Raw genomic sequence first — 24889 nt, forward strand, 5'->3', positions numbered from 1 at the left:
TTTATGAGTATACATAAGCATCATGCACGCAATGCGAAACGAACTTTGTTTATAGCTATCATTGTATGGATTATCGTTGTAATTGGATTAGTTATGGAATATAAAAAAGGAACAATATTCACTTCAGATAAAGAAATCCTGAAATTAATAGGTATTTTGCTACCAACGTTTGGATTACTAATATATAGTTTTATAGAAAAACGAAGAGCAAAAATGCTTAAACAGGACAATTGTAATATAGGGAGCTCTAGATTATTTGAACAACAAAAGTTCGTTGTTCGTAGAGAGGTAGGGGTATTTCAAGTAATAACGTACTTTGGATTAGATGGCAAGGCAGTAGGGTTTTTAAAAGAAGAGTATAATTCCGTTATTCAAAGTATATGGAAAGGTGCACTTTCTTTTCTTTTTAAGGGACTACATAAGCAACAATTTTATTTATATAATCAATCGGGAGAAAGATTGCTGCGTGTTCAAAAGAAGATGGGCGTGCGTAACTTCTATATATTTTATAGTATAAATGGAAAGAAAATTGGAGAGTTGAAACAAGTACTAAGTTTAACAAAATGGGAATGGATATTTTTAGAGATGAATGGTAAGGAAATTGGTAAAGTGGCTGGGGACTTTTCAGCAACAATGCAGAAAATAGACTGGCAAGATGGAACACATATTGATGTGAAAGAAGATGGTATTCCGTTAGAAGCTGCAAAATATTTTTCGGCAAGTGGTGGATCCCTTGTTACAGCTTCTATATCCGAACAAGCAGAATTATCAAGAGCGGTATATTACGGCGTAGCTGCCATTGTGACAATTAAAAATTAAAGATTAGCAAAGAGATAGATGGGAAACCATCTATCTTTTTTTATGCTCTGAAACAATTATTTCTTTTAGAAAATGTATGCCTTACCTATCACAAAAAACCCTGCTTTGTATAAATTAAGATGTATGGATGTGAATTTTTGTACTTTAAAAATAATAGGAGGAGAAGCATATGTGTCTGTTCAAAAAATATTGGCATAAATTATCCAGACTGTTTAATAGACAATTAGGTTATTTTTTAGATGACAAGTTACTGCCTGCTGTGGAACGACTTTTATTTTCGCAAAACTTCGCGAGGTTTATTCAAAGAAATTCTAAGCAAGCTATGGAAGAATTTATAGAATCAAGTCAATTTCAATCTATTATTTGTAACATTTTAAAAGAATGCAATACATCACCTTTTAAAGAAATTGCAAAGCAATATTTAGGGGAAAACGTAGAAATTACTGTGACAGTTGGACAGTTAACAGGTGTTATTGTAGCAGTTGGTGACGATTTCTTAACGCTGCAAGAAGGAATAGGAACAGAAGTTTTATTACCATTTACAAGTATTATATCAATGAAAGAAGCGTAAGAAAGGAGACTTATATATGTTATTTACTGATGAATTGCGTAACCATGTTGGTGAGTTAGTGCAAGTTGTGACAGCTGTAGAAGTTGTTGCAGGTATTCTTTTATCTGTGACGGATGGGGCAGTAAGTGTTCGTACATCTCCTTCTTATGGACCACCTGAAGATGTACTCGTGCGTATTCCTATTATTGCTTATGTTCGCTTGGAAGGGTAAGAGTGATACAAGTATGAGAATATCAGTTGTTATTCCAGCGCATAATGAAGCAAGTACTTTATCACAAGTTTTAGTAGAAGTGGAGAAGTTGAAACCGTATGAAATTATTGTAGTAGATAATGGATCGACAGATGGAACGAAGGAAGTCGCATTACAGCATAGTTGCCATGTAATTTATTATAAACATTCTCTTGGTAATGATGTAGGAAGAGCAATTGGAGCTAGAGAAGCAAAAGGTGAAATTGTATTGTTTTTAGATGGTGACATCGTTATTGAGAGTAAAGAGCTACAACGTTTCGTGAAAGGAATTCAGCAGGGGCATCAAATTGTTGTGAATAATTTAACATGGTCTGTTTATTTAAAGATGAGACCACATTATACGACAGTTGGGAAATCCATGTTGAATCGTTATTTGAATAAAAAAGAGCTTGTTGTTGGTTCTTTAATCGCAATTCCACATGCGATGAGCCGGGAAGCTATCGAGAGACTTGGATGGTGGAATTTAGCAGATCCAGCACTATTTCAAGCGATGGCGATGTCTAGAGGAGTAGATATTGCTGATATGGCTTCGGTCGATGTAATTCACACGAATAAGGTTCGTCCTGTGCATACGGGTACATCACCTGGTTCTCCTTATCCGAAAGCGACTAGTCGTATTATGGGTGATCATTTGCGTGCTTTGCAATACGTAATCGAAACATATGGTAAACGCGGCGGTTTTTCGGAGGGAAACAGGGATAGAGAGTTTATAGGGAAGTATAAACCAGTTTTATTACAAAAGGAAAAAGCGAAATACAGTGCGATTATACCAGTATCAGAAGAAAAAATGACTATAAGATCTGTTATACAAGAAGTGAAAAAAGCAGATATAGATGAAATTATAGTTGTTGCGAATGGAGCGGATGCGGAGACAATTAAACAAGCAAAACTAGAGAATGTTATTGTAGTTGAATTCGCGAAGGCACTTGGACATAATGTAGCTCGAGCGATAGGGGCTATGCATGCTACGGCAGATATTTGTTTATTTGTTGATGGTGATTTTGCTATTCCGGCAAAAAAGCTAATTCCATTTTTGCATGCTATTGAAGACGGAAATGATGTGGCGTTAAATGATTTGCAATGTTTGTTAGATATGTTTCACCCGGCAGATCCAATTAGTATGGGGAAATATTTCGTGAATTTGGTAGCGAAACGACCAGATTTATGGAACAACTCATTAACGGCAGTGCCACATGCTATGCATAAAAAAGTAATAGAGAAGATTGGATACGAGGCCCTCGTTATTCCACCGTTAGCTCAAATGAAAGCTATTTTAGCTGATTTTTCTATAAGCGCAATAGATTTTGTTGATGTTATAAAACCGAACCGTATACGTCCAGAACAACACGGGTTTGTAAACGGACGAATTCCTGCATTCGATCGTATTTTCGGAGATCAGCTTGAGGCGATTGCTTATTTATTACAACATACGAATGAGCGCGGGAGTTTTACGGATGGAGAAAGGGATAGAGATATAATACTACAATTGAGAAGGGAAGAAGAGAATATAGATGAATGCTAGTAGTAAAGTAACCATTATTGGATTAGGATATGTTGGCCTTCCTTTAGCGGTCCTTTTTGCAGAAAGAGGACATGCTGTACTTGGATTAGATAAGGATACTAGGAAAATAGAATCAATTATAAAAGGAGAAAGTTATATTCCTGATGTGTCTTCTAAAGTATTACAAGGCTTAATAAACGAAAGAAAATTAATAGTGAATACACCAGATAAAGGTGTTGCGGATTTTAAGCATAGCGATTATGTCATTGTGACCGTGCCAACCCCAATTAATGAGCAGAAAGAACCAGATTTAAGTGCCCTCATTTCAGCCTCTTATTATATACAACAAAACCTTCAAAAAGGACAAACCTTCATTTTTGAAAGCTCCACATATCCAGGTACACTGGAGGAAGTTATCATTCCGATTATTTCTCAAACAGGTAAAAAGGTAGGAGAAGATTATTATACTGGCTATTCTCCAGAACGAATTGATCCAGCGAATAGCCAGTATTCAGTCCAAACTATTCCGAAAGTTATTAGTGGACAAACCGAGCAGTGTAAACAAAAAGTACAGGATTTGTATAGCGCTATATTTGATGTAGTCGTTCCAGTTAGCTCTCCGAAAGTGGCCGAGATGTGTAAGCTATTTGAAAATATTCAGCGCTTAGTTAATATTTCATTAGTAAATGAGTTAAATATACTTTGTGAAAGTTTGAATGTTAATTTTTATGAGGCGCTTGAAGCTGCATCTACAAAACCGTTTGGATTTACTCCATATTGGCCAGGTCCAGGGATAGGGGGACATTGTATTCCAGTAGACCCTTTATATTTTCAATGGAGAATAAAAAAGAGTGGAGCAATTAGTCAATTAATTGAGGCGGCACATGTAATTAATGAAGAAATGCCAGAGAAAATAATTGGGAAAATAAAAGGTATGGTGCAATCACCCGCAACGGTGTTAATTGTAGGGGTTGCGTATAAGAAAGATGTAAATGATCTGAGAGAATCACCAGCGTTGCCAATTATTCAATTATTAATAAAAGAAGGGTACAAGATAGAATATCATGACCCTTATATTTCTTCAGCGAAAATTGGGGATACACTATATCAATCCATTCCATTAGATGAACAAAGAATTAAACAAGCAGATTGTATTTTAATTGTAACGGATCACTCTAGTATCGATTGGAAGCTCTTTAAAGGAATTGAGCGATTAATAGATACACGTGGAATCGTAAAGAAGGTGAGTGTATGAGTAAAAAATGTTTAATTACAGGTGGAGCAGGATTTATTGGTTCACATTTAGCTGAAGGGTTGGTGAAAAGAGGTTATGAAGTTACTATTGTGGATAACTTCTATAAAGGAAAAAATAAATATCATAATGAGTTAATGAAAGAGATTTCAGTTATTCCAATAAGCGTGTTAGATAAAAGTTCAATTTATGAATTAGTAAATCAACATGATGTGGTGTTCCATTTAGCTGCAATTTTGGGAGTCAAAACTACAATGGAAAAAAGTGTAGAGCTCATTGAAACAAATTTCGATGGAACGAGAAATATTTTACAAGCAGCGTTAAAAGGGAAGAAGAAAGTAGTATTTGCATCTACTTCTGAAGTATATGGAAAGGGAGAGCCACCATTCTCTGAAGAAGGAGATCGTTTATACGGTGCAACTTCCAAAATACGTTGGAGTTATGCAATTTGTAAAACGTTAGAGGAAACATTATGTTTAGGGTACGCATTAGAAGGCTTACCTGTAACGATTGTTCGTTATTTTAATATTTATGGTCCAAGAGCGAAAGATGGTCCGTACGCAGGAGTAATTCCACGATTTATTCGTGCGGCTTTGCAAGGTGACGATATTCTCGTATATGGAGATGGGAAGCAGACACGTTGCTTTACGTATGTAAGTGATGCGGTCGAGGCAACAATTCTTGCAATGGATGAGAAGGTAAATGGTGAAATTATTAATATAGGTTCTGAGAATGAAAAAAATATAAGGGAAGTAGCGGAAGATATAAAAAAATTAACGAAGTCTGTTTCCAAAATTGTGCACGTTCCATTTGAGGAAGTATATCCACATGGATTTGAAGAAATTCCAAATCGAAAACCAGATGTAACGAAATTAAGAGAACTTGTTCAGTTTCAAGCGAAAGTAACGTGGGAACAAGGATTGAAAGAAACTATTAAGTGGTTTCGTGAAGAAAACAATGGCTAAGTCGTTATCAGTTATTATTCCCGTATGTAATGAAGTGGATACGATTTTAGACGTGGTTCAATCGGTAAAAGCACTAAACCCAGTAGAGATTATTGTAGTAGCAAATGGTTGTAATGATGGTACAGAAGCGATTGCTGAGAGCTTAGGATGTACAGTAATCCAGCATAAAGAGTCACTTGGTAACGATGTTGGACGCGCAGTTGGTGCAAAACATGCGATAGGTGATGTATTACTGTTTGTAGATGGTGATTTTGCTATTCAAACTTCAAAATTACAATTATTCCTTAATCCGATTTTGCATGATCAGGCGGACATCGTTTTAAATAATTTAGACGCATTATTTTTAAAGAAACAAAAACCACATTCTATTACAGTATGGCGCCAAATATTAAATGCAATGTTAGAGCATGAAGAATTAAAAATTGATTCTTTACTATCTGTACCACATGCGCTGAAGAAGGAAGTTGTGCAAAGTATTGGATACGAATGTTTTGTTAATCCTATTGTGGCTCATCTACGCCTAGCGCAAAGTAAATGGAGAATTAGTCGTCATTGTGCAATTGACGTTATTACGCCGAATAAATTTCGTCCATTTGAGCATGCTGCATACGGCACGAATCTTGCTCATTCCGAAAAACGAATGATAGGCGATCATATAGAAGCTGTAGCAGAAAGGATATTAGGCAGTGATACGCGCGGGGGATATTGCGATGGAAATAGGAAAAGAGATAGTGTCTACCATACTCTAAATTTTGAAGACTTTTATCAAGGATGGGGCATTACATCTAATTTGTATAAAGGACAGCAATTATCGGTTATTATTCCTGTGCAAAATGAAGAGATGACGATTGGAAAGATTATAGAAGAGCTTCGCAAAATTGAACCATTGGAAATCATTGTTGTTGTAAATGGTTCGTCCGATAAAACGGCAACAATTGCAAAAGACAAGGGAGCAACAACAATTGTGTATAAAGAAGCACTTGGAAACGATGTGGGGCGTTCACTTGGAACTTATTTTGCAAAAGGAGAAATTGTTTTATTTATAGACGGTGATTTTGTTATCCCAGCTAGTGAGCTATATCCCTTTGCAAAAGCTATTGCAGATGGAACGGATGTCGCATTAAATGATTTAAATCATTATTTAGATTTGAGAGTACCACTTCATCTTGTAACAGCATTTAAATATGCATTAAATTTAGCTTGTGATAGAAAAGATTTAGGAGTAGGCTCTCTTATTGCGGTTCCTAATGCGTTTAGTCGTACTTGTTTGAAGGAAATAGGGTATAAATCATTATTGTCACCTTGTGTAGCACAAGTGAAAGCTGTACTTTCAGGTTTTGAAATCGCTTGTGTAAGTCGTATCGATGTTGATAAGATGAACCGTATTCGTCCCAGTGAACATTTCGCAAAAATAGGTCATCCTCCAGCTGTCCTTCGAATTATTGGTGATCATATAGAAGGATTAGAGCAATTAATTGCATTAACAAACAGTCGTGGTGGATTTTATGATGGAAATAGAAAAAGAGATGTTTTATAGTGGTAACAAAAAAAGTGTACAACGTATGTACACTTTTTTGCTCTGTTATAAAAACTATAACAGATTAGGAGATAAGAGTATTACAGCTCTACAATGGGTATCGTTCTTATATTACAAAATAGGACTCGTATATAAGGGTACCAAAAAAATACAATTAAAGAAAGGTTTAGTTATAAAGACTTTTACATGAAGTTAACACTACGGGTATAGTAGTTTGCTCAACATTTCACAAACATGTCACAACTATTTCGTCCACCTCCGAAAAAAAGTAGTATTCTAAGTGTGTAAGCTGTTATATAAAAAAACGCAGTCCTGTACTAATCAAAAATGGAGGAGATTAGGATGACTCAAGTATTAGAAAATGTAAAAAACGCGTGGGAAAACTTTAAAGGTGAAAAATGGAAAGCAGAGATTGATGTTCGCGATTTCATTTTAAATAATGTAAACGTTTACGAGGGAGAAGACTCTTTCTTAGCGGAAGCAACTGAAGCAACGAAAAAACTTTGGGATCAAGTAATGGATTTAACAACAAAGGAACGTGAAAACGGTGGCGTTCTTGATATGGATACAAAAATTGTTTCTTCTATTACATCACATGAACCAGGATATTTAAATAAAGAGATTGAAAAAGTAGTCGGTTTCCAAACTGATAAACCATTTAAACGTTCTTTACAACCATATGGTGGTATTCGTATGGCGGAACAAGCTTGTGAAGCGTATGGATATGAAATGGATAAAGAACTTAGCAAGATTTTCAGAGACTGGCGTAAAACTCATAATCAAGGTGTATTTGATGCATACACACCAGAAATGAAAGCGGCTCGTAAATCAGGTGTTATTACTGGTCTTCCAGATGCATATGGACGTGGACGTATTATCGGTGACTATCGCCGCGTAGCGCTATATGGTATAGATCATTTAATTGAAGCGAAAAAAGCTGATTATAATTTAACTGGCGGTGTAATGAGCGAAGATACAATGCGTTTACGCGAAGAATTATCTGAGCAAATGCGTGCACTTCAAGAGTTAAAACAGATGGCTGCTTCTCATGGATTCGATATTTCTAAGCCAGCTACAAATGCACAAGAGGCCTTCCAATGGTTATACTTTGCTTATCTTGCAGCAATTAAAGAGCAAAACGGGGCAGCAATGAGCCTTGGACGTACCTCTACATTCCTAGATGTTTACATTGAAAGAGATTTAGCAAATGGTACTTTAACAGAAGAAAAAGCACAAGAAATTGTTGACCATTTCATTATGAAATTACGTCTTGTGAAATTTGCAAGAACACCTGATTATAATGAACTATTCTCTGGAGATCCAACTTGGGTAACTGAATCTATCGGTGGTATGGCGTTAGACGGTCGTCCGTTAGTAACAAAAAACTCATTCCGTTTCTTGCATACATTAGATAATTTAGGACCAGCACCAGAACCAAACTTAACAGTTCTTTGGTCTAAACAATTACCGCAAAACTTTAAAAACTACTGTGCAAAAATGTCTATTAAAACATCAGCAATTCAATATGAAAATGATGACATTATGCGTTCTGACTACGGTGATGACTACGGTATTGCTTGTTGTGTATCAGCAATGAGAATTGGTAAACAAATGCAGTTCTTCGGAGCACGTGCAAACTTAGCGAAAGCATTACTATATGCGGTTAACGGTGGTAAAGATGAAAAGTCAAAAGCACAAGTTGGTCCTGAATACGCACCAATTACTTCTGAAGTATTAGATTATGAAGAAGTTATGCGTAAATTCGATATGACAATGGAATGGTTAGCTGGTCTATACTTAAATACATTAAATGTAATTCACTATATGCACGATAAATATAGCTATGAACGTATTGAAATGGCACTTCATGATACAAATGTTCTTCGTACAATGGCAACAGGTATCGCTGGATTATCTGTAGTAGCAGACTCTTTAAGTGCAATTAAATACGCAAAAGTAAAACCAATTCGTGATGAAAATGGTATTGCAGTTGATTTCGAAATTGAGGGAGATTTCCCTAAATACGGTAACAATGATGATCGTGTAGATGAAATCGCAGTAAATCTTGTGAAAACATTTATGAACAAGATTCGTAAACATAAAACATACCGTAATTCTGTTCATACAATGTCAATCTTAACAATCACATCTAACGTTGTATACGGTAAGAAAACTGGTAACACTCCAGATGGACGTCGTACTGGAGAACCATTTGCACCGGGCGCAAACCCAATGCATGGCCGTGATACAAAAGGTGCATTAGCGTCATTATTATCTGTAGCTAAATTACCATATGAAGATGCACAAGATGGTATTTCAAATACATTCTCTATTATTCCAAAAGCACTTGGTAAAGAAGATGATGTACAAGTACGCAACTTAGTATCTATGCTTGATGGATATGCAATAAAACAAGGACACCACTTAAATATTAACGTATTTAACCGTGAAACATTAATGGATGCAATGGAGCACCCTGAAAAATATCCACAATTAACAATTCGTGTATCTGGTTACGCTGTTAACTTTATTAAATTAACTCGTGAACAACAAATTGATGTAATTAACCGTACAATGCATGAAAGCATGTAAGTGAAAAAAGTGTTCCTCCGCTTTTAATATATAGCGGAGGGAGGCTGTTTCAATAAAGGAGGAAGTAACATGGTAAAAGGAAGAATACATTCTGTAGAGTCTTGCGGTACTGTTGATGGCCCAGGGATTCGTTATGTCATATTTACACAAGGGTGTTTATTACGTTGTCAATATTGTCATAATGCTGATACGTGGGAAATCGGTAAAGGTAAAGAAATAACAGTTGAAGAAGTGATGCAGGATGTGACATGTTACCTTCCATTTATTGAAGCTTCTGGAGGCGGTATAACAGTTAGCGGTGGAGAGCCACTATTACAGCTAGACTTCTTAATTGAGTTGTTTAAAAAGTGCAAAGAAGCTGGTATCCATACAACAATCGATTCTTCGGGCGGTTGTTATTCTGAAGAACCAGAATTCCAAAATAAGCTAGATATTTTAATGGATTATACAGATTTAGTTTTATTAGATTTGAAGCATATTGATTCAAAGAAACATCGTAAATTAACAGGGAAACCAAATGAACACATTTTACAATTTGCTCGTTATTTATCGGATAGAAAGAAACTAATTTGGGTAAGACATGTATTGGTTCCCGGTGTTACCGATGGTGAAGAGGATCTGCAAAAATTATCAAACTTTATTCAAAGTCTATCTAATGTTAAGAAAGTGGAAGTGTTACCATATCATAAACTCGGTGTTTATAAATGGGAGGCACTTGGACATAAGTATCCACTTGCGGATGTGAATCCACCGACAGAAGAAAATGTTGAGCATGCAAAACATATTTTAAAAGCAGTCTAATCCAAATATTGGATTAGGCTTTTTGTTTCTTTACCCCGCTATTTGTGGGACCCCTGCTGCCCGTAAACCCCCACTGATTATTAGCCTTCACTTTATAATAAAATCTAGAGTATATATTTAGAAAAGAGTATACTGAAGAGAGAATATCCATATTTTTGTAAAGGATAGGCGGAGAAATTTACATAATTGTAAAGGGAAAACAAAATAGTAAAAAGAATTAAGAAGTAAAAGAGTGAGTATCATGAAATATAGAACATTTGTAAGTTATTGCGAAAGCCCTTATAGGAAAGTATAATATAAAGATATGAGCACAGATAGGATTAAGGGGTCAATCTTATATGCTTTGCATATCCACGACAGGTACATAGCTAACAGGGGAATATTGGAATCCGAGTATGTAATGTTTAAGGAAAATGTTTTTCCTATTGTCGTATATGCAATATGGAGAAACAAAAAGCTAGGAGTGGATTTGTTTGATAAAAAACCCCAAGGTTTTAATATTAACTGCACATTACGGTAACGGTCATGTGCAAGTAGCGAAAACATTAGAACAAACCTTTCGTCAAAAAGGAATCAAAGATGTAATTGTATGCGACTTGTTCGGAGAATCACATCCAGTTATAACCGATATTACAAAATATTTATATTTAAAAAGCTATACGGTAGGAAAAGAATTATATCGTTTGTTTTATTATGGTGTAGAGAAAATTTATGATAAAAAAATAGCATCTTGGTATGCGAATTTTGGAAGAAAGCGTTTGAAGACGCTATTACAGGTGGAGAAACCGGATATTGTTATTAATACCTTTCCAATCATCGCTGTACCAGAATTGAAAAAGCAAATAGGTATTTCTATTCCTGTTTATAACGTATTAACGGATTTTTGTGTGCATAAAATATGGATCCATCGAGAAGTAGATCGTTATTTTGTAGCAACCGATCATGTGAAAAAAGTGATGGTTGATATCGGTGTACCTGCAGAGCAAATTGTTGAAACAGGGATTCCGATTCGCAGCAGTTTTGAGCTAAAGATAAATCCAGCAATTATATATAATAAATATCAGTTATGTAAGGATAAAAAGATGTTACTAATTGTAGCAGGTGCTCATGGTGTGCTAGGGAGTGTAAAAGAGCTATGCCAGTCATTTATGTCAGTACCAAACTTACAAGTAGTTGTCGTTTGTGGGAAAAACGAAGCTTTAAAGCAGGATTTAATGGAACTACAGGAACAAAGTTCTGATGCTTTAAAAGTATTTGGTTATGTTGAAAACATTGATGAGTTGTTCCGTGTTACTTCTTGTATGATTACGAAGCCAGGTGGTATTACATTAAGCGAAGCAGCAGCATTACAAGTACCTGTCATTTTATATAAACCTGTCCCAGGACAAGAGAATGAAAATGCGTTGTATTTTGAAAAAAAAGGGGCTGCAGTTGTCATTCGTGATGATAGTGAAGTTTTTGCAAAAACAGAGGCGTTATTACAAGATGATATGAAGCTTCTTCAAATGAAAGAAGCAATGAAAAGTATTTATCGTCCTGAGCCAGCTGGTCATATTGTGGATACAATTTTGGCAGAAAATCATGCAGAGCCGAATCATATACCTATTAAATCACCAGCTCTTGCCGAATCTTTTACTTAATATGAAACCCCTCTTTTAAGCATTTAAAGAGGGTTTTTTTATTGTTGTAAAAAAAGTAAACGTGAATTATTAACTTATCCACAAGGTATTACGCTTCTATTAGACAGTAAAGTCGGAATATTAACAACTATATCCACATAGTCCACAATTTTTAGAAAATTATCCACAATTCTCACGTTTAGAATTCATTTAAATAGATGAATTCGTAAAATACTTTTGGAATTTATGCACAATTCTACGATTTTTGTGGATAAAGTTGTCCACAAAAAAGATTCCTTATTTATAAGGAACCTTTTTTGCCAATCTATTGGAAAATCTTATGTAATGAAACTGAATAATTAGGGGGGAAACCTTCTAATTATTCAGTTTCACTTTAAATGCTTTTTGAGCGATAGCCCGCTGCACGATCTGCTTTTCGAAATTCTCGTTGATAGAGAACTTCTTGTGTACTAGATAATGTGTTTTTTGCTTTATCACGTTTCTTTTTATCCATTACAAATCACCTCGTGTCCTAAAGTCACTATCTATCGTTTCCAAAGACATGGGGTGATATACATATATGTCAAATTAGTAATGATTAATTATTATTTCTGAATTTTTAGATTATGCTTCTTTTAATTGGTGTGCTTCTTGGAATGTTGTATCTCGCATTGTTGCAAGTGTATATTGATCTTTTGGAATTTCATATAAATTATATACTTCTTCATGCGCGTTAATTTCATCATAAACGGCTTTTCTTGTTTCGTTTGCTAGATTTACATATTGTAGTTTTTCGGCAGCCTTAATAGACCGGATATTTATTTTACGAATACGCATAAAAATCGTTTCAATATCTAATTCGTAGAAAAGTTCGCTAAAAAATGAATCTTTCGCTAATTTATTATATCCTTTGCCATGATAGGGTTTGCCAAGCCAGGTTCCGAGGAATCCGGCTTTTTCTTGCACATCAAATAAAGTAATTGTACCGATAGGGTTACCCCATTCATCTAAAATTGTGCGTGAGATTAATTCTCCACGCTCTTCGGCTTCAATTGTTTGTTTCGTTAAAAATAAATATTCTTCATAAGAATAAGCCTTTTGACGCACAAAAGGGAAGACAGCTGGATCCACCATTAACTCGTATAGAACGTGGCTGTCGTGTAAGTCGCGTTTTTTCAACACACTAACTCCTCCTCACACGAGGGTAGCATGACGAAAAAACACCCACCCTCGAAATTTTTATATCAATCTTTAAAAAATTTCGGGGTGGGAATCGAACCCACTAGAACCAGTTTATAACGCTGGTGGCGCACCATTTGCCTTCCCCATTCATCAATTTGAAAATGATAATCACGACACAAATTGATTATGGTTTCATTCAGTTTATAATCGTATAATACTTTATCTAGTCAAAAAAATAAACTAGTTTTTTTTATTTTTTTTGTAAATTATTTTTCCGTCAATCATGGTGAGTACAGGCTTGGCTAAATAATGGAAAGGATGGTGAGTCCATAACACGAGATCAGCATCTTTTCCAACTTCAATGCTTCCAATTCTATTCTCTAAACGTAAATTACGAGCTGGAAAAATAGTTATTCCTTCCAAGGCCGTTTTTTCATCTAATCCTTCTCGAACAGCGATAGCGGCACAAACATTTAAATATTGAATGGGTGTATAAGGGTGATCTGTTGTAATAGAAACTTCTATGCCACTTTTAGATAATATATGATAAGTATCCCATGTTTTGTTTTTAAGCTCGATTTTCGAACGTCGTGTAAGGGTCGGACCAACTGAAATCTTTAAATTATGTTTCGAAAGTTCCTCAACAATAAAGTGTCCTTCTGTACAATGTTCAATACGTAAATCAAGATTGAATTCTGTCGCAAAGCGTAAAGCTGAAGTGATATCATCTGCGCGGTGAGCGTGGATACGTACTGGTATTTCTCGGCGGAGTGCTTTTAAAATAGGGAGAATTCGAAAATCAGCTTCATGCCCGTAGTGTTGTGCGTCATAGAATGTTTCACGAAGTAACCCCATAATTCCCATACGTGTTATTGATTCTTTTGTGCCGTTGCTATGGACCTTTTTAGGGTTTTCTCCAAAGGCAATTTTTAAACCAGCGGGTTCCTGAATAATCATATGATCAATACAAGTTCCAGCAGTTTTTATTACACAAGTAGTACCGCCGATAATATTTTGGCTTCCGGGCATAACGTGAACAGTCGTAACCCCATTTTGTACAGCGTCTTGAAATGCAATATCAAAAGGATGGATCCCGTCTAAAGAACGGATATGTGGTGTTGAAACTTCAGATGTTTCATTTGCATCATTACCAGCCCAACCAGTGCCTTCGTCATAGAGACCAAGATGAGTATGCACATCAATAAATCCAGGTAAAAGATGAAGAGCTCGTGCGTCTATAACAGTCATATCTTGAGTAGGCTTAATATAAGGTTTGACCTCGGTGATTCGTTCTCCTGTAACCAGTACATCTCCTTGAAATTTTGGAGAGGTAATAGGATATACGATGGCTTGTTTGAGCAATGTTTTCATAGGTACCTCATTTCTGTTACTTTGTAATATTTAGTGTAAGTTAAGACAAAGTAACTGAAAGGTTGTTCGTGTAGTAATGCTCCGGAGTTTAGAAAGTGAGAAGTTTTGAAGGAGATAAACTACCCGTAAAACTATTTTAGAAGTACTACATTGTATGCAAGAGTATATTTTGTAATGCATGGTTAACTGTAGGAAATGTGTATCGATATCCATGTTCAATCGCTTTATTGGGTAATACATGTTGCCCTTCTAATACAAGTATACTCATCTCACCGAGTAAAGCGCGCAGTACAAATGAAGGAACAGGTAACCAATGAGGTCGCCTAGTTATAGTGGCAATAATTTCACCGAACTCTTTCATCCGTATTGGCGTTGGCGCTGTAATATTAAAAGGTCCGTCAATTTCTTTTTTGTGAATGATGAAATCAATCATGCGAACGACATCGTCTATATGAATCCATGATAACCATTGGTTTCCAGATCCAATTGTCCCCCCAATATATAATTGATAGGGAAGTAGCATTTTTGGAAGAGCTCCTCCGTCTGCACCTAATACGACTCCAAATCTTGAGTAGATTGTTCTTATTCCAAGAGAACGTGCTTTAGATGCTTCTTGCTCCCATAAAAATACTGTTTCTGCTAAAAAATCATTTCCGGGAGTTTCTTGTTGCTCAGTAAAAGACTCTGTTTCAGATGTTCCATAGTATCCAATAGCGCTTGCGTTAATAAATGTGTGTGGTTTTGTTGCGAGTGCTTGTAATTGTTTCATGAGTCCTTTTGTTGTTTGAATCCTACTGTTTAAAATTGTTTCTTTTTGTTTCTTTGTCCATCTACTATTAATAGACTCTCCAGATAGATTAATAACTACATCGATAGAGGAGAGGGGGAAGGTCTGTAAATCCGGTGTCCACTGTACGTATTGAAGGTTAGTATGTGAAGTTTCAGCAGTTTTTTTTCGAGTAAGAATGTAAACAGTATACCCCTTTTGAATAAAAAAATTAGAAAGGTATTTGCCGATAAAGCCAGAGCCACCAGAAATTGCGATTTTCACAATCATTTCCTCCTCATTATATATATTCTTGAAAAGCAAAAACGTTCCTTGACTATGTTAAAATAATAGAGAGGTGAGAGTATGACTGTCATTACAAAAATAGAAGTGCAAAAACGCTCGAAAGAACGATTTAATATTTATATTGATAAAGGTCAAGGTGAAGAGTACGGGTTTAGTGTGAATCAATCAATCTTAATGAAACATGGGTTACAAAAAGGCTTAGAAATTGATGAAGTAGCGTTAGGGAATATTTTGTACAATGAAGAGGTACAAAAAGCATATTTACAAGCAATTTCCTATTTATCCTATCAAATGAGAACAAAACAAGAAATAGAAGATTTCTTACGAAAAAAAGAAGTGGGACAGGCCATCATCTCTGAAGTCATTTCGAAATTATTACATGATCGATATATTAATGATAAAGAGTACGCTATTTCATACGTGCGAACGCAAAGTAATGTGAATCAAAAAGGTCCAACTGTTATTAGGAGAGGGCTATTAAGTAAAGGTGTTCAGGATTTAATCATTACACATAGTTTACAAGAGTATCCAAAGGAGAAGCAAATTGAGAATGCTTTGTTTCTTATAGAAAAGAAAAAAAAATCTTATCAAAAGCATTCATTTTTACAAATGAAACAAAAATTAGAAGAAATGCTTGTTCGTAAAGGGTATTCTAGAGAGGTAATTCAAATTTGTCTGGAAGAATTGAAAGACGAAAAAGATGACGAACAGCAACAAGAAGCGTTACACTATCATGGGAATAAATATTATGAGAAATATAAGAAGTATGATGGTTGGACATTCGAAAATAAGGTGAAGCAAGCGTTATATCGAAAAGGATTCTCTATTGATGAGATAGATATATTTTTACAAATGAAACGTGAAGAGGGATGAGGAAATAAGATGGGTATGCCAAAACGCTACAGTGAAATGACACCACATGAGCTAAGGGAAGAAATTGGGGTTTTGAAGGAGCAAGCAGTAAAGGCTGAGCAACTTGGAATTGTAAATGAATTCGATGTATTAATGAGAAAAATGGCTATGGCTCGTGCTTATATGATAGATATAAATAAATTCCATATTGGTGAGACATATGAATTAGTAGAAGAACCTGGTGTGGTATTTAAAATTACGTATTTCAATGGGGTATTTGCTTGGGGATATAAGCAAAATGATAATGAAGAGATTGGAATACCAATTTCCTTGCTACAAGAAAAATAAAAACCAGAGAGCGAATCTCTCTGGTTTTCATCTTTGGTAGGCGTTAAAGGAGATAGGAGATTCTAAAATTGGCGTTTTTTACATTCGTTTGCCAGTATAATGAGAGACTGGGTTTGTTGCGTCTGTCCGTTAACTTGCGCCTTCGCATGTTTTGGACGAGTCCACGTATGGTTAAATAATTCAGAACGACGATCTAAATGGTCACGGTAGCTCATCTTTATCACCTCGTGTAGGAATTTAATTTGGACTACTCTTCCTGCTGATTTGCAGCACGCATACGTTCTTGTGGGTGCGTGTTAATTGTGCCGTTAGGTCGTTTCGAAGCGAAGCGTGATTTCGCTTTTGGTTGACCGTCGATTTTGCTGTTGTTTTTTGACTCAGACCAAAATTCGGCTTGTCTACCCATTAAGAACGCCCCCTCATTATCAGTCGATACCCCTTTAAGAAGTATCACTTATAGAATGTGCAAAATAGAAGAAACTATCCTTTAGAAATGAAGGGAATAAAATGCAACTTTAACCAGTGGTTTTTTTATCCCCCACTGGTTATTAGCCCGCACCAATCGGGATAGATAAAAGGAGAATGGAACATGAATGATATTTATGAAACATTAACGAAAGAATTATTAGATAAGAATGACAACCTTTCTTACGCACAAGCTCGTGCATGGGTTGAATTACTGTGGGAAGACTTCCGAACAACTTATGCTAAATCAGGTCGTTACCAAGGTGAGGAAATGACTGAACAAGTGGTACGAACATGGGTTAATAATCATGGAGAGCGCCTTCATGAAATGCGTACGAATAATCCGAAGTATAGCCATTTAATCAATCAAGAAGATCATTTGAAACATTAAAAAAAGCGACTTAGGTCGCTTTTTTTAATGTGGAAGCAATTCCAGTTTCTTTCGAAGTTTTTCTTCGCTGAAAATCCATCCTGTATATGAATTAATAATATTTAAATTTTGATCGAGCTGGACGATTGCGACGAATGGATAATAATCTTTACTTCGATACCGCAAATCAATAAATCGAACTTCATAATAGTTATCATAATCGAAAATATCCCAGCGATATACAGGCGAGAAAGATAAGAAAGCAGATATATTTTCATCTCGCACAGCAGCTTGCATAATGGCAGTATTCGGGAACGGTACGCGATTAAATTTATCGTATACAAGGATATTACCGCGGTGCCATCTTGCGACGTAGTAATGTTCAGTTGTAACGACGGCTAAATGATAATGATAAAATTTGTAAGAAGGAGAAATAATCACTTTCTCTACATTTTTGAAACGTTTGTATACTACACTTTTGATATTTCGATGCATCATAATGCGGCCGATGTAGTAAACAAACATTAATATATACGCTGCTAAAGCAGTATAGCCTTTATGTGCTCCGACAAGCATACAGGCGATAGCGAGTATATGGATAAAGAAAATGACCGTATCAAACGTATTAATTATGCCGAGCGCTACCCATTTTTTTGTGAAGGGCCTTAAAGCCTGTGTACCATAGGCATTGAAAATATCCACAAAGACATGAAGAAAGACGGCAATAAATGACCAAAGTAGTAGATGCAGATAGGGAGCGTCTGAAAAGAAGGCGAAAGAGATGCCACTTATAAGGAGTGACCAAAGAATCACTGCAGGAATGGAATGAGTAATCCCGCGATGATTTCTTATATATTTAGCGTTATTACGCAATTTTAAAACTGTATCGATGTCAGGAATATTGGAACCGGCAATTGTTGCAAGCATCACTGCTTGTGGCCCAATATCACTTTGTGCTATAGCTGGATCTAATGTTGCCAAACTGCCTAGAGTAACGCCCATAACAAGGTGAGTGGCTGTGTCCATAGAAATCCACCTCCGTTTTTTATTAATGTAACTCTTTTTATTCGATACCTCAAGTCCTTTGCCTTCTATTTCCTATGTCATCTTACTTAAATTTTTTCCTAAAATCTTTATAATAGTACATATATGCAAAAAAATGAGGGGGATCAAGTTTGACACTTGAAATATTAAATGAGTTTAACATAGAACAGTTTCAAAATGATTTAATTGGTTGGTTTGAAAAAGAACAACGTGATTTACCGTGGCGAAAAAATAAAGATCCATACCGTGTTTGGGTTTCGGAAATTATGTTACAGCAAACAAGGGTAGAGGCTGTAAAACCATATTACGCAAATTTTATGGGGAAGTTTCCTACGCTTGAAGCGCTAGCAACTGCCGATGATGAAGAAGTATTAAAAGCATGGGAAGGCTTAGGTTATTATTCTAGAGCACGAAATTTACACGCGGCAGTAAAAGAGGTAAAAGAAGTATATGGCGGGACAGTACCGAGCGATGTAAAGAAAATTGAAAAATTAAAAGGAGTAGGACCATATACAAAAGGTGCCATTTTAAGCATTGCATATGGCATACCAGAGCCAGCGGTTGATGGAAATGTTATGCGCGTATTATCTCGTATTTTATCAGTGTGGGATGATATTGCAAAGCCGAAGACGAGAAAAGTTTTTGAAGAGATTGTGCGTGAAATTATTTCGGTAGAAAATCCATCTTATTTTAACCAAGGTTTGATGGAATTAGGGGCATTAATTTGTATCCCGAAAAATCCATCTTGTTTACTTTGTCCTGTACGTGAACATTGCAGAGGGTATGCTGAAGGTGTTCAAAAAGAACTACCAGTGAAAAGTAAAGCGAAAGCACCTACAATGGTACCGCTCGTTGCAGGAGTACTTCAAACTGAAGATGGCCGTTACGTAATTAATAAACGCCCAAGTACGGGATTACTGGCTAATATGTGGGAGTTCCCGAATATTGAACTAGGTGAAGGTATTCGTAATCAGAAACAACAGCTTACGGATTATATGAAGGAGAGCTTTGATCTCTCTGTTTCAATTGATGAATACGCGATGAATGTACAACATACTTTTACACATCGTACTTGGGATATATTTATATTTTACGGAAAAGTAACAGGTAATATTGTCGAAACGGATACATTAAAGTTTGTGTCGAAAGAAGCGTTCGAACAGTTACCTTTCTCGAAATCACATCGTACAATTTACGAAAAGTGTGTTGAAAAAATTACAATGCAATAAAGTGAAACTTTAATCAGTGGGGGTTTTCTTCATCCCCCACTGATTATTAGCCTTCACCAATCGGGCTTTTACGGGCAGTTGATCCCTACCTAACTTCTTTGCTTTCGCTGCATTTTGAGGTGGGGGTCTTACTGCCTGGCGAATAGCGGGATAAATAATAAAAACGTGTTCCAGAAATTTGGAACACGTTTTTTATATTGAAAATAAATTTGTATTTTGAGGTTGGAAATCCACGCGTTTATAATCCGCCCCGTGACTCGATTTCTTTCACAATTTCTTTATAAATCGTTTGTCCCTCTACATTTAGATAAGGCATAATTTGCTGAAATGAATGATGAAAATAAGCTAATTCATCCTCTTTCCATTCATTTTTGGAAATCATAGTTAGCTCAGTCATATCACGCCCAGTATACATATTCCCACCTCCATCATATGTAGTTTGAATGAGTGATAAGAGATATATACGTGAATTTTTAAAAAGAAAATTAGGGATAACTTCTAAGCGAATTGGTTACATTATTGATTGTGGAGGTGAGAAAGATGAGTAAAAAACAACAAGGTTATAATAAGGCAACTTCTGGTGCTAGCATTCAAAGTACAAATGCTAGCTATGGTACAGAGTTTGCAACTGAAACGAATGTACAAGCAGTAAAACAAGCAAACGCACAATCAGAGGCACAGAAAGCACAAGCTTCTGGTGCTCAAAGTGCAAATGCTAGTTATGGTACAGAGTTTGCAACTGAAACAGATGTGCATGCAGTGAAAAAACAAAATGCACAGTCAGCTGCAAAACAATCACAATCTTCTAGCTCAAATCAGTAATGAAGGAAAAACACTTCTCCGTTCGAGAGAAGTGTTTTCTTTGTGTGCGTGTCACTGTAATGAAAATAAAGGGAACGACATAACTTCTAATAAGTCAACAAATATAGTCAAAGGAGAAAGAAGTTCACGATTAGAAATATGTAATAGGAATTATAACTGGCGAATGAATCAAAAGGGGGTAAGTGATGAACGATTTTGATAAGTTGGTAGGAGAGCAGTTGGAAACGATGGATGAGCTTTTAAAGTTACAATCACATTTAGAGAAGTATCAGCAAATTGAAATGAGTGGAAGGGATACGTGCGATAAAAAAGAATTGCATTTTATCCGTCAAGAAATATACAGAACAGAAATAGCATTAAAACTTTTGCATGAAAAATTTGAGCAGCAAACGAATAATGTGATTCAATCTTTTGAAACCGAAAAAATAATTTCAAATTAAGGGTGAGATATGTTGTTGATTTTAGGGGAAAGTCCTTTCTTAAACAGAGATGAGGGGGACTTTTCTTTTTGTTATATCTTCGTTTAATCTTCTAAAATACGTATTGCTAATTCATAGAGGATTTTCCTTTAGTAAAAGGGTTGGTGATGTGGTATTCAATAATACAAACTTCATTATATTCCTCATGAAAACAAGTGTCCTATCGCTTTAGTTTTAAAATTTTGACAAAAAAGTTATAATAGAAAAAAAGTGAATGCAGTTCAAGGGGTAGTTAAGACAACTTAAGAATGGCATTTGCAGTTGAAAGAAGGGAGCATATATGGGATTTCCCAAAGAAGGAGAAAAGGTACAAATACATAGTTATAAACATAATGGCTCCATTCATAGAATGTGGGAAGAGACAACGATTTTAAAAGGGACGCAGAGTCTTGTGATCGGAGCGAATGATCGTACAGTAGTTACGGAATCAGATGGCCGAACATGGATTACTCGCGAACCTGCGATTTGTTACTTTCATGCCAATTATTGGTTTAATGTGATTGGAATGCTAAGGGAAGAAGGAGTATATTATTATTGTAATTTAAGTTCTCCTTTTGCATATGACTCTGAGGCATTAAAGTATATTGATTACGATTTAGATATTAAAGTGTATCCGGATATGACATATACACTTTTAGATGAAGATGAGTATGAGAAGCATAGTCAAATCATGCAGTATCCACCTGTTATTGATACTATTTTAAAACGAAATGTAGCACATTTAACACAGTGGATTCATCAAAGAAAAGGACCATTTGCACCGGATTTCGTAGATATGTGGTACGAAAGATATTTAATGTACAGAAATTAAAACAAACCTGCAGGGGATTTCCCGGCAGGTTTGTCCTATTAGAGGGGGGATTATGTGCAAGGTATAAAAAGATATTTACAATTTGTTAAACCATATCGATGGCTTATTGCTATTACAATTATTATTGGTCTTGTGAAGTTTGGTATCCCGCTTATTATGCCATGGTTATTAAAGTATATTATTGATGATGTTATTCAAGGCACGGGATCGCTTCAAGAAAAAACGTCTCAATTAATAACCGCAATTGGGATTGCTTTTTTTATTTTTGCAGTAGTAAGACCGCCGATAGAATATTATCGTCAATATTTCGCGCAGCGCATTGCCAATACAATACTATACGATTTACGAAAATACATTTTTGGGCACTTGCAAAAATTGAGCTTACGTTATTATTCGAACACAAAAACAGGGGAGCTTATTTCACGTGTAATCCATGATGTAGAACAAACGAAGGATTTTGTAATTACGGGTCTTATGAATGTCTGGTTAGATACTGCAACAATTGTTATTGCCATTATCGTTATGTTTTCTATGAATATAAAATTAACCTTTGTTGCTTTATTAATTTTACCTATTTATGTAGTTGCAGTGAAATATTTTTTCGGGCGCCTTCGAAAATTGACGAAAGAGCGCTCACAAGCGTTAGCAACTATGCAAGGGTATTTACATGAACGTATTCAAGGGATGCAAGTGACACGTAGTTTTGCATTAGAAGAGTATGAAAGAGGACAGTTTGAAAAGAGAAATAATGAATTTTTAACGAAAGCACTAACTCATACGAGTTGGACAGCGAGAACATTTTCGGCAGTGAATACGTTAACGGATTTAGGGCCATTACTTGTTATTGGTTTTGCGGCGTATGAGGTAATTCAAGGATCGTTAACACTGGGTACTATGGTTGCTTTTGTTGGATATATGGATAGTTTATATAGTCCGCTTCGTCGCCTTGTTAATTCATCTACAACATTAACACAGTCTTTCGCCTCGATGGATCGAGTGTTTGAATTGTTGGATGAAAAATACGATATTGTTAATGTGCCAAATGCGGTGCAAACGAAAAGGTTAGATGGGGAAGTTATATTTGATAATGTTTCTTTTCGTTATAATGCGGATGAAAAAGAAATATTGCATAATCTGTCATTAACTATGCGCCCGGGAGAGAAGGTTGCGCTTGTAGGGGCAAGTGGAGGAGGAAAGTCATCTCTTGCTAGTTTAATTCCGCGTTTTTATGATGTTTCTGAAGGTGCAGTTTATATAGACGGGATAGATGTAAGAAAGTATAATATGAGAAATTTACGTAGTCATATTGGAATTGTGCTACAAGATAATTTATTATTTAGCGATACAATCGGGGCTAATATTTTATATGGCAATCCGAAAGCTACAGAGGCGGAAGTGATTTCAGCTGCCAAAGCTGCACAAATTCATAATTTTATTACAGAGTTGCCAGACGGCTATGATACTGTCGTTGGGGAACGTGGTGTGAAATTATCTGGTGGACAAAGACAGCGTGTAGCAATCGCGCGGGTTTTTCTAAAGAATCCGTCTTTACTTATATTAGATGAAGCAACGTCCGCTTTAGATTTAGAAAATGAACGGTATATTCAAGAGGCACTGCAAACGTTAGCTGCAGATCGGACAACAATTATCATTGCACACCGATTAGCGACGATCACGCATGTCGATACAATTATTTATGTTGAAGATGGTGAAATAAAAGAAAAGGGTTCTCATGAAGAGTTAATGAAAAAAAGGGGATTTTATTACAATCTATATCGACTTCAGCATATAACAGAAACAGCTCCTTTAGCGTAAAAGGAGCTGTTTTTTATTCGTCTTCTTTTTTATCTTCGATTTGGAGTTCGCTTTCTGGTTTATGGTATGTGTAGAAGCTATCCACAAGTAAATCTAAATGCTCTACTTCCTCACTGTAGTTAATAATTGAAGAAATAAGAGGGAAGAGGTGTAACCATATTTTATATGCTTCCTCATCGTCCTTATTTTGATAATCCATAAAGATATCAATCAATTCTTGTTTACCTGTTTCAACTTCATCAAGCATCTCAACAGATTGTTGTTTCTTTGCTTTACCAATAAATTTTAATAACACTTGTTCGTGATAATGCGTTAATGAATCAAGTTCGTTTTGAATAGATTCCTGAAACTCTTCTGGCATATAGCGCAGTTCATTTTCAGTGCGATGTAATGACTTTAACGTGCTTAAAGCACGGCTTGTTGTCGCTAACATTTGTCTGAATAAAACGAGCTTACGAATTTTCGCGAATTGTATTTTTTTCGTATAGCTTCTTTCTTCTTTATACAGCAAATAGTAATGATTTAGTTTAATCATTTTTTCTTTCATGCGATCAATATCGGTTTTTAGCGTTGTAAAATCAGAAGCTTGCCTACTGTTCATACGAATCCATTTAACAATTTCCTCTGTATTATCAACGATACGATGGTAAAGTTTTGTTTCATATTTTGGCGGCATAAATACTAAATTTACAAGCGAAGCCGCAATAATTCCAATCATAATCGTCGCGAATCGAAGTAAGGCAAAATTAAAGAAATCTTCGCCTTGATACTCCATAATGGCGATAACTGTTACTAAAGCGAGTGATATTGTTTTTTCTAAGTGTAATTGTAAAGTAAGAGCAATTACTAATATACACGTTAATCCAATAATAAAAGGATTATGTCCAAAAGCAGTAGCAAATACGATAGCGAATACCGCACCAATTACGTTTGCTTGAATTTGCTCAAGAGCTGTTAAATACGAGCGATATACAGACGGTTGAACAGCAAAGATAGCTGAGATTCCCGCAAATACTGGACTCGGTAATTGAAGTAAAATACAAGCAAATAAAGCTAATGTAATGGCAATACCCGTTTTTAAAATGCGAGCACCAAGTTTCATACCCTTATTGATATCCTTTC

At 35.7% G+C, this 24889-nt stretch carries 28 protein-coding genes; 19 read left to right on the top strand and 9 right to left on the bottom strand.

Translation table 11 applies throughout. The annotated features are described in order from the left end of the window. Window positions 1-3: 3 nt before the first annotated feature. From NSQ47_RS23115 to NSQ47_RS23165, 11 genes are all read left to right on the top strand, one after another. Complete coding sequence (locus NSQ47_RS23115) at window positions 4-819, top strand: sugar ABC transporter ATP-binding protein (protein ID WP_341038060.1); 816 nt, start codon at window positions 4-6, stop codon at window positions 817-819. Between the two features lie 169 nt (window positions 820-988). Further along, the gene (locus NSQ47_RS23120) at window positions 989-1390 is read left to right on the top strand and encodes a DUF2642 domain-containing protein (RefSeq protein WP_341038061.1); all 402 of its coding nucleotides are present in this window, start codon (window positions 989-991) and stop codon (window positions 1388-1390) included. Window positions 1391-1406: 16 nt separating this feature from the next. After that, window positions 1407-1601 (top strand): hypothetical protein, encoded by a 195-nt coding sequence (locus NSQ47_RS23125; protein WP_002159390.1) that lies wholly within the window; start codon window positions 1407-1409, stop codon window positions 1599-1601. Window positions 1602-1614: 13 nt separating this feature from the next. Next, complete coding sequence (locus NSQ47_RS23130; RefSeq protein WP_002159389.1) at window positions 1615-3162, top strand: glycosyltransferase family 2 protein; 1548 nt, start codon at window positions 1615-1617, stop codon at window positions 3160-3162. Next, complete coding sequence (locus NSQ47_RS23135; protein WP_341038062.1) at window positions 3152-4396, top strand: nucleotide sugar dehydrogenase; 1245 nt, start codon at window positions 3152-3154, stop codon at window positions 4394-4396. The genes NSQ47_RS23130 and NSQ47_RS23135 overlap by 11 nt, the downstream gene beginning before the upstream one ends. Beyond that, a complete protein-coding gene (locus NSQ47_RS23140; RefSeq protein WP_341038063.1) occupies window positions 4393-5358 on the top strand; it encodes an NAD-dependent epimerase/dehydratase family protein in 966 nt (321 codons plus the stop codon). The genes NSQ47_RS23135 and NSQ47_RS23140 overlap by 4 nt, the downstream gene beginning before the upstream one ends. Further along, window positions 5351-6895: a glycosyltransferase family 2 protein gene (locus NSQ47_RS23145; RefSeq protein ID WP_341038255.1), complete on the top strand. Its 1545-nt coding sequence runs from the start codon at window positions 5351-5353 to the stop codon at window positions 6893-6895. The genes NSQ47_RS23140 and NSQ47_RS23145 overlap by 8 nt, the downstream gene beginning before the upstream one ends. Beyond that, complete coding sequence (locus NSQ47_RS23150) at window positions 6864-7085, top strand: hypothetical protein (RefSeq protein WP_002159385.1); 222 nt, start codon at window positions 6864-6866, stop codon at window positions 7083-7085. The genes NSQ47_RS23145 and NSQ47_RS23150 overlap by 32 nt, the downstream gene beginning before the upstream one ends. A gap of 152 nt (window positions 7086-7237) precedes the next feature. Then, a complete protein-coding gene (gene pflB, locus NSQ47_RS23155; protein WP_088077393.1) occupies window positions 7238-9487 on the top strand; it encodes a formate C-acetyltransferase in 2250 nt (749 codons plus the stop codon). A 69-nt stretch (window positions 9488-9556) separates the two neighbouring features. After that, window positions 9557-10288, top strand: coding sequence for a pyruvate formate-lyase-activating protein (gene pflA, locus NSQ47_RS23160; protein ID WP_002159384.1), 732 nt, complete (start codon window positions 9557-9559; stop codon window positions 10286-10288). Between the two features lie 473 nt (window positions 10289-10761). Then, on the top strand, window positions 10762-11928 hold the full coding sequence (locus NSQ47_RS23165; protein WP_002113823.1) for a diglucosyl diacylglycerol synthase: 1167 nt from the start codon (window positions 10762-10764) through the stop codon (window positions 11926-11928). A gap of 373 nt (window positions 11929-12301) precedes the next feature. Here NSQ47_RS23165 and NSQ47_RS23170 read toward each other — a convergent pair whose 3' ends face one another. The 4 genes from NSQ47_RS23170 to NSQ47_RS23185 all read right to left on the bottom strand — a co-directional run bounded on the left by NSQ47_RS23170 (window position 12302) and on the right by NSQ47_RS23185 (window position 15511). Then, window positions 12302-12421, bottom strand: coding sequence for a YfhE family protein (locus NSQ47_RS23170; protein ID WP_000358484.1), 120 nt, complete (start codon window positions 12419-12421; stop codon window positions 12302-12304). A gap of 110 nt (window positions 12422-12531) precedes the next feature. Beyond that, complete coding sequence (locus tag NSQ47_RS23175) at window positions 12532-13089, bottom strand: GNAT family N-acetyltransferase (RefSeq protein ID WP_002091129.1); 558 nt, start codon at window positions 13087-13089, stop codon at window positions 12532-12534. 240 nt (window positions 13090-13329) lie between these two features. Then, window positions 13330-14460: an amidohydrolase gene (locus NSQ47_RS23180; protein WP_341038065.1), complete on the bottom strand. Its 1131-nt coding sequence runs from the start codon at window positions 14458-14460 to the stop codon at window positions 13330-13332. A 145-nt stretch (window positions 14461-14605) separates the two neighbouring features. Next, the gene (locus NSQ47_RS23185) at window positions 14606-15511 is read right to left on the bottom strand and encodes a TIGR01777 family oxidoreductase (protein WP_033710494.1); all 906 of its coding nucleotides are present in this window, start codon (window positions 15509-15511) and stop codon (window positions 14606-14608) included. Window positions 15512-15592: 81 nt separating this feature from the next. Between NSQ47_RS23185 and recX the strand changes: the two genes are divergently transcribed. Beyond that, window positions 15593-16405, top strand: a complete 813-nt coding sequence (gene recX, locus NSQ47_RS23190; protein WP_078173494.1) for a recombination regulator RecX — start codon at window positions 15593-15595, stop codon at window positions 16403-16405. A 9-nt stretch (window positions 16406-16414) separates the two neighbouring features. Continuing rightward, entirely contained in the window at window positions 16415-16732 is a 318-nt protein-coding gene (locus NSQ47_RS23195) for a YfhH family protein (protein ID WP_002113842.1), read from the top strand. 62 nt (window positions 16733-16794) lie between these two features. Here the strand turns inward: NSQ47_RS23195 and NSQ47_RS23200 are convergent, their stop codons facing one another. Further along, window positions 16795-16947 (bottom strand): YpzG family protein, encoded by a 153-nt coding sequence (locus NSQ47_RS23200; protein WP_002010325.1) that lies wholly within the window; start codon window positions 16945-16947, stop codon window positions 16795-16797. 32 nt (window positions 16948-16979) lie between these two features. Further along, window positions 16980-17138, bottom strand: a complete 159-nt coding sequence (locus tag NSQ47_RS23205; RefSeq protein WP_002010326.1) for a small, acid-soluble spore protein K — start codon at window positions 17136-17138, stop codon at window positions 16980-16982. Between the two features lie 183 nt (window positions 17139-17321). Between NSQ47_RS23205 and NSQ47_RS23210 the strand changes: the two genes are divergently transcribed. Continuing rightward, window positions 17322-17588 carry a YfhJ family protein gene (locus NSQ47_RS23210; RefSeq protein WP_002159380.1) on the top strand — a complete coding sequence of 89 codons (267 nt, stop codon included), beginning with the start codon at window positions 17322-17324 and terminating at the stop codon, window positions 17586-17588. 24 nt (window positions 17589-17612) lie between these two features. Here the strand turns inward: NSQ47_RS23210 and NSQ47_RS23215 are convergent, their stop codons facing one another. Continuing rightward, the gene (locus NSQ47_RS23215) at window positions 17613-18593 is read right to left on the bottom strand and encodes a metal-dependent hydrolase (RefSeq protein ID WP_002151725.1); all 981 of its coding nucleotides are present in this window, start codon (window positions 18591-18593) and stop codon (window positions 17613-17615) included. Between the two features lie 149 nt (window positions 18594-18742). Between NSQ47_RS23215 and mutY the strand changes: the two genes are divergently transcribed. Continuing rightward, a complete protein-coding gene (mutY, locus tag NSQ47_RS23220) occupies window positions 18743-19840 on the top strand; it encodes an A/G-specific adenine glycosylase (RefSeq protein WP_002159378.1) in 1098 nt (365 codons plus the stop codon). A 238-nt stretch (window positions 19841-20078) separates the two neighbouring features. Here mutY and NSQ47_RS23225 read toward each other — a convergent pair whose 3' ends face one another. After that, window positions 20079-20255 (bottom strand): hypothetical protein, encoded by a 177-nt coding sequence (locus NSQ47_RS23225; protein WP_002159377.1) that lies wholly within the window; start codon window positions 20253-20255, stop codon window positions 20079-20081. A gap of 125 nt (window positions 20256-20380) precedes the next feature. Here NSQ47_RS23225 and NSQ47_RS23230 point away from each other — a divergent pair, with 125 nt between their 5' ends. The 4 genes from NSQ47_RS23230 to NSQ47_RS23245 all read left to right on the top strand — a co-directional run bounded on the left by NSQ47_RS23230 (window position 20381) and on the right by NSQ47_RS23245 (window position 23767). Then, the gene (locus NSQ47_RS23230) at window positions 20381-20662 is read left to right on the top strand and encodes a gamma-type small acid-soluble spore protein (RefSeq protein WP_002151730.1); all 282 of its coding nucleotides are present in this window, start codon (window positions 20381-20383) and stop codon (window positions 20660-20662) included. A gap of 185 nt (window positions 20663-20847) precedes the next feature. Further along, window positions 20848-21102, top strand: a complete 255-nt coding sequence (locus NSQ47_RS23235) for a YgaB family protein (RefSeq protein WP_002010338.1) — start codon at window positions 20848-20850, stop codon at window positions 21100-21102. 319 nt (window positions 21103-21421) lie between these two features. After that, window positions 21422-21952, top strand: coding sequence for a nucleoside tri-diphosphate phosphatase (ntdP, locus tag NSQ47_RS23240; RefSeq protein ID WP_000506627.1), 531 nt, complete (start codon window positions 21422-21424; stop codon window positions 21950-21952). A gap of 54 nt (window positions 21953-22006) precedes the next feature. Further along, window positions 22007-23767, top strand: coding sequence for an ABC transporter ATP-binding protein (locus NSQ47_RS23245; RefSeq protein ID WP_341038066.1), 1761 nt, complete (start codon window positions 22007-22009; stop codon window positions 23765-23767). Window positions 23768-23780: 13 nt separating this feature from the next. On the opposite strand, the gene NSQ47_RS23250 is transcribed toward NSQ47_RS23245, so the two are convergent. Then, entirely contained in the window at window positions 23781-24869 is a 1089-nt protein-coding gene (locus NSQ47_RS23250) for an aromatic acid exporter family protein (RefSeq protein WP_002159375.1), read from the bottom strand. Window positions 24870-24889 lie beyond the last annotated feature (20 nt).

Source organism: Bacillus sp. FSL R10-2780 (assembly GCF_038006125.1).
GTDB classification, from domain to species: Bacteria; Bacillota; Bacilli; order Bacillales; family Bacillaceae_G; genus Bacillus_A; species Bacillus_A cereus_U.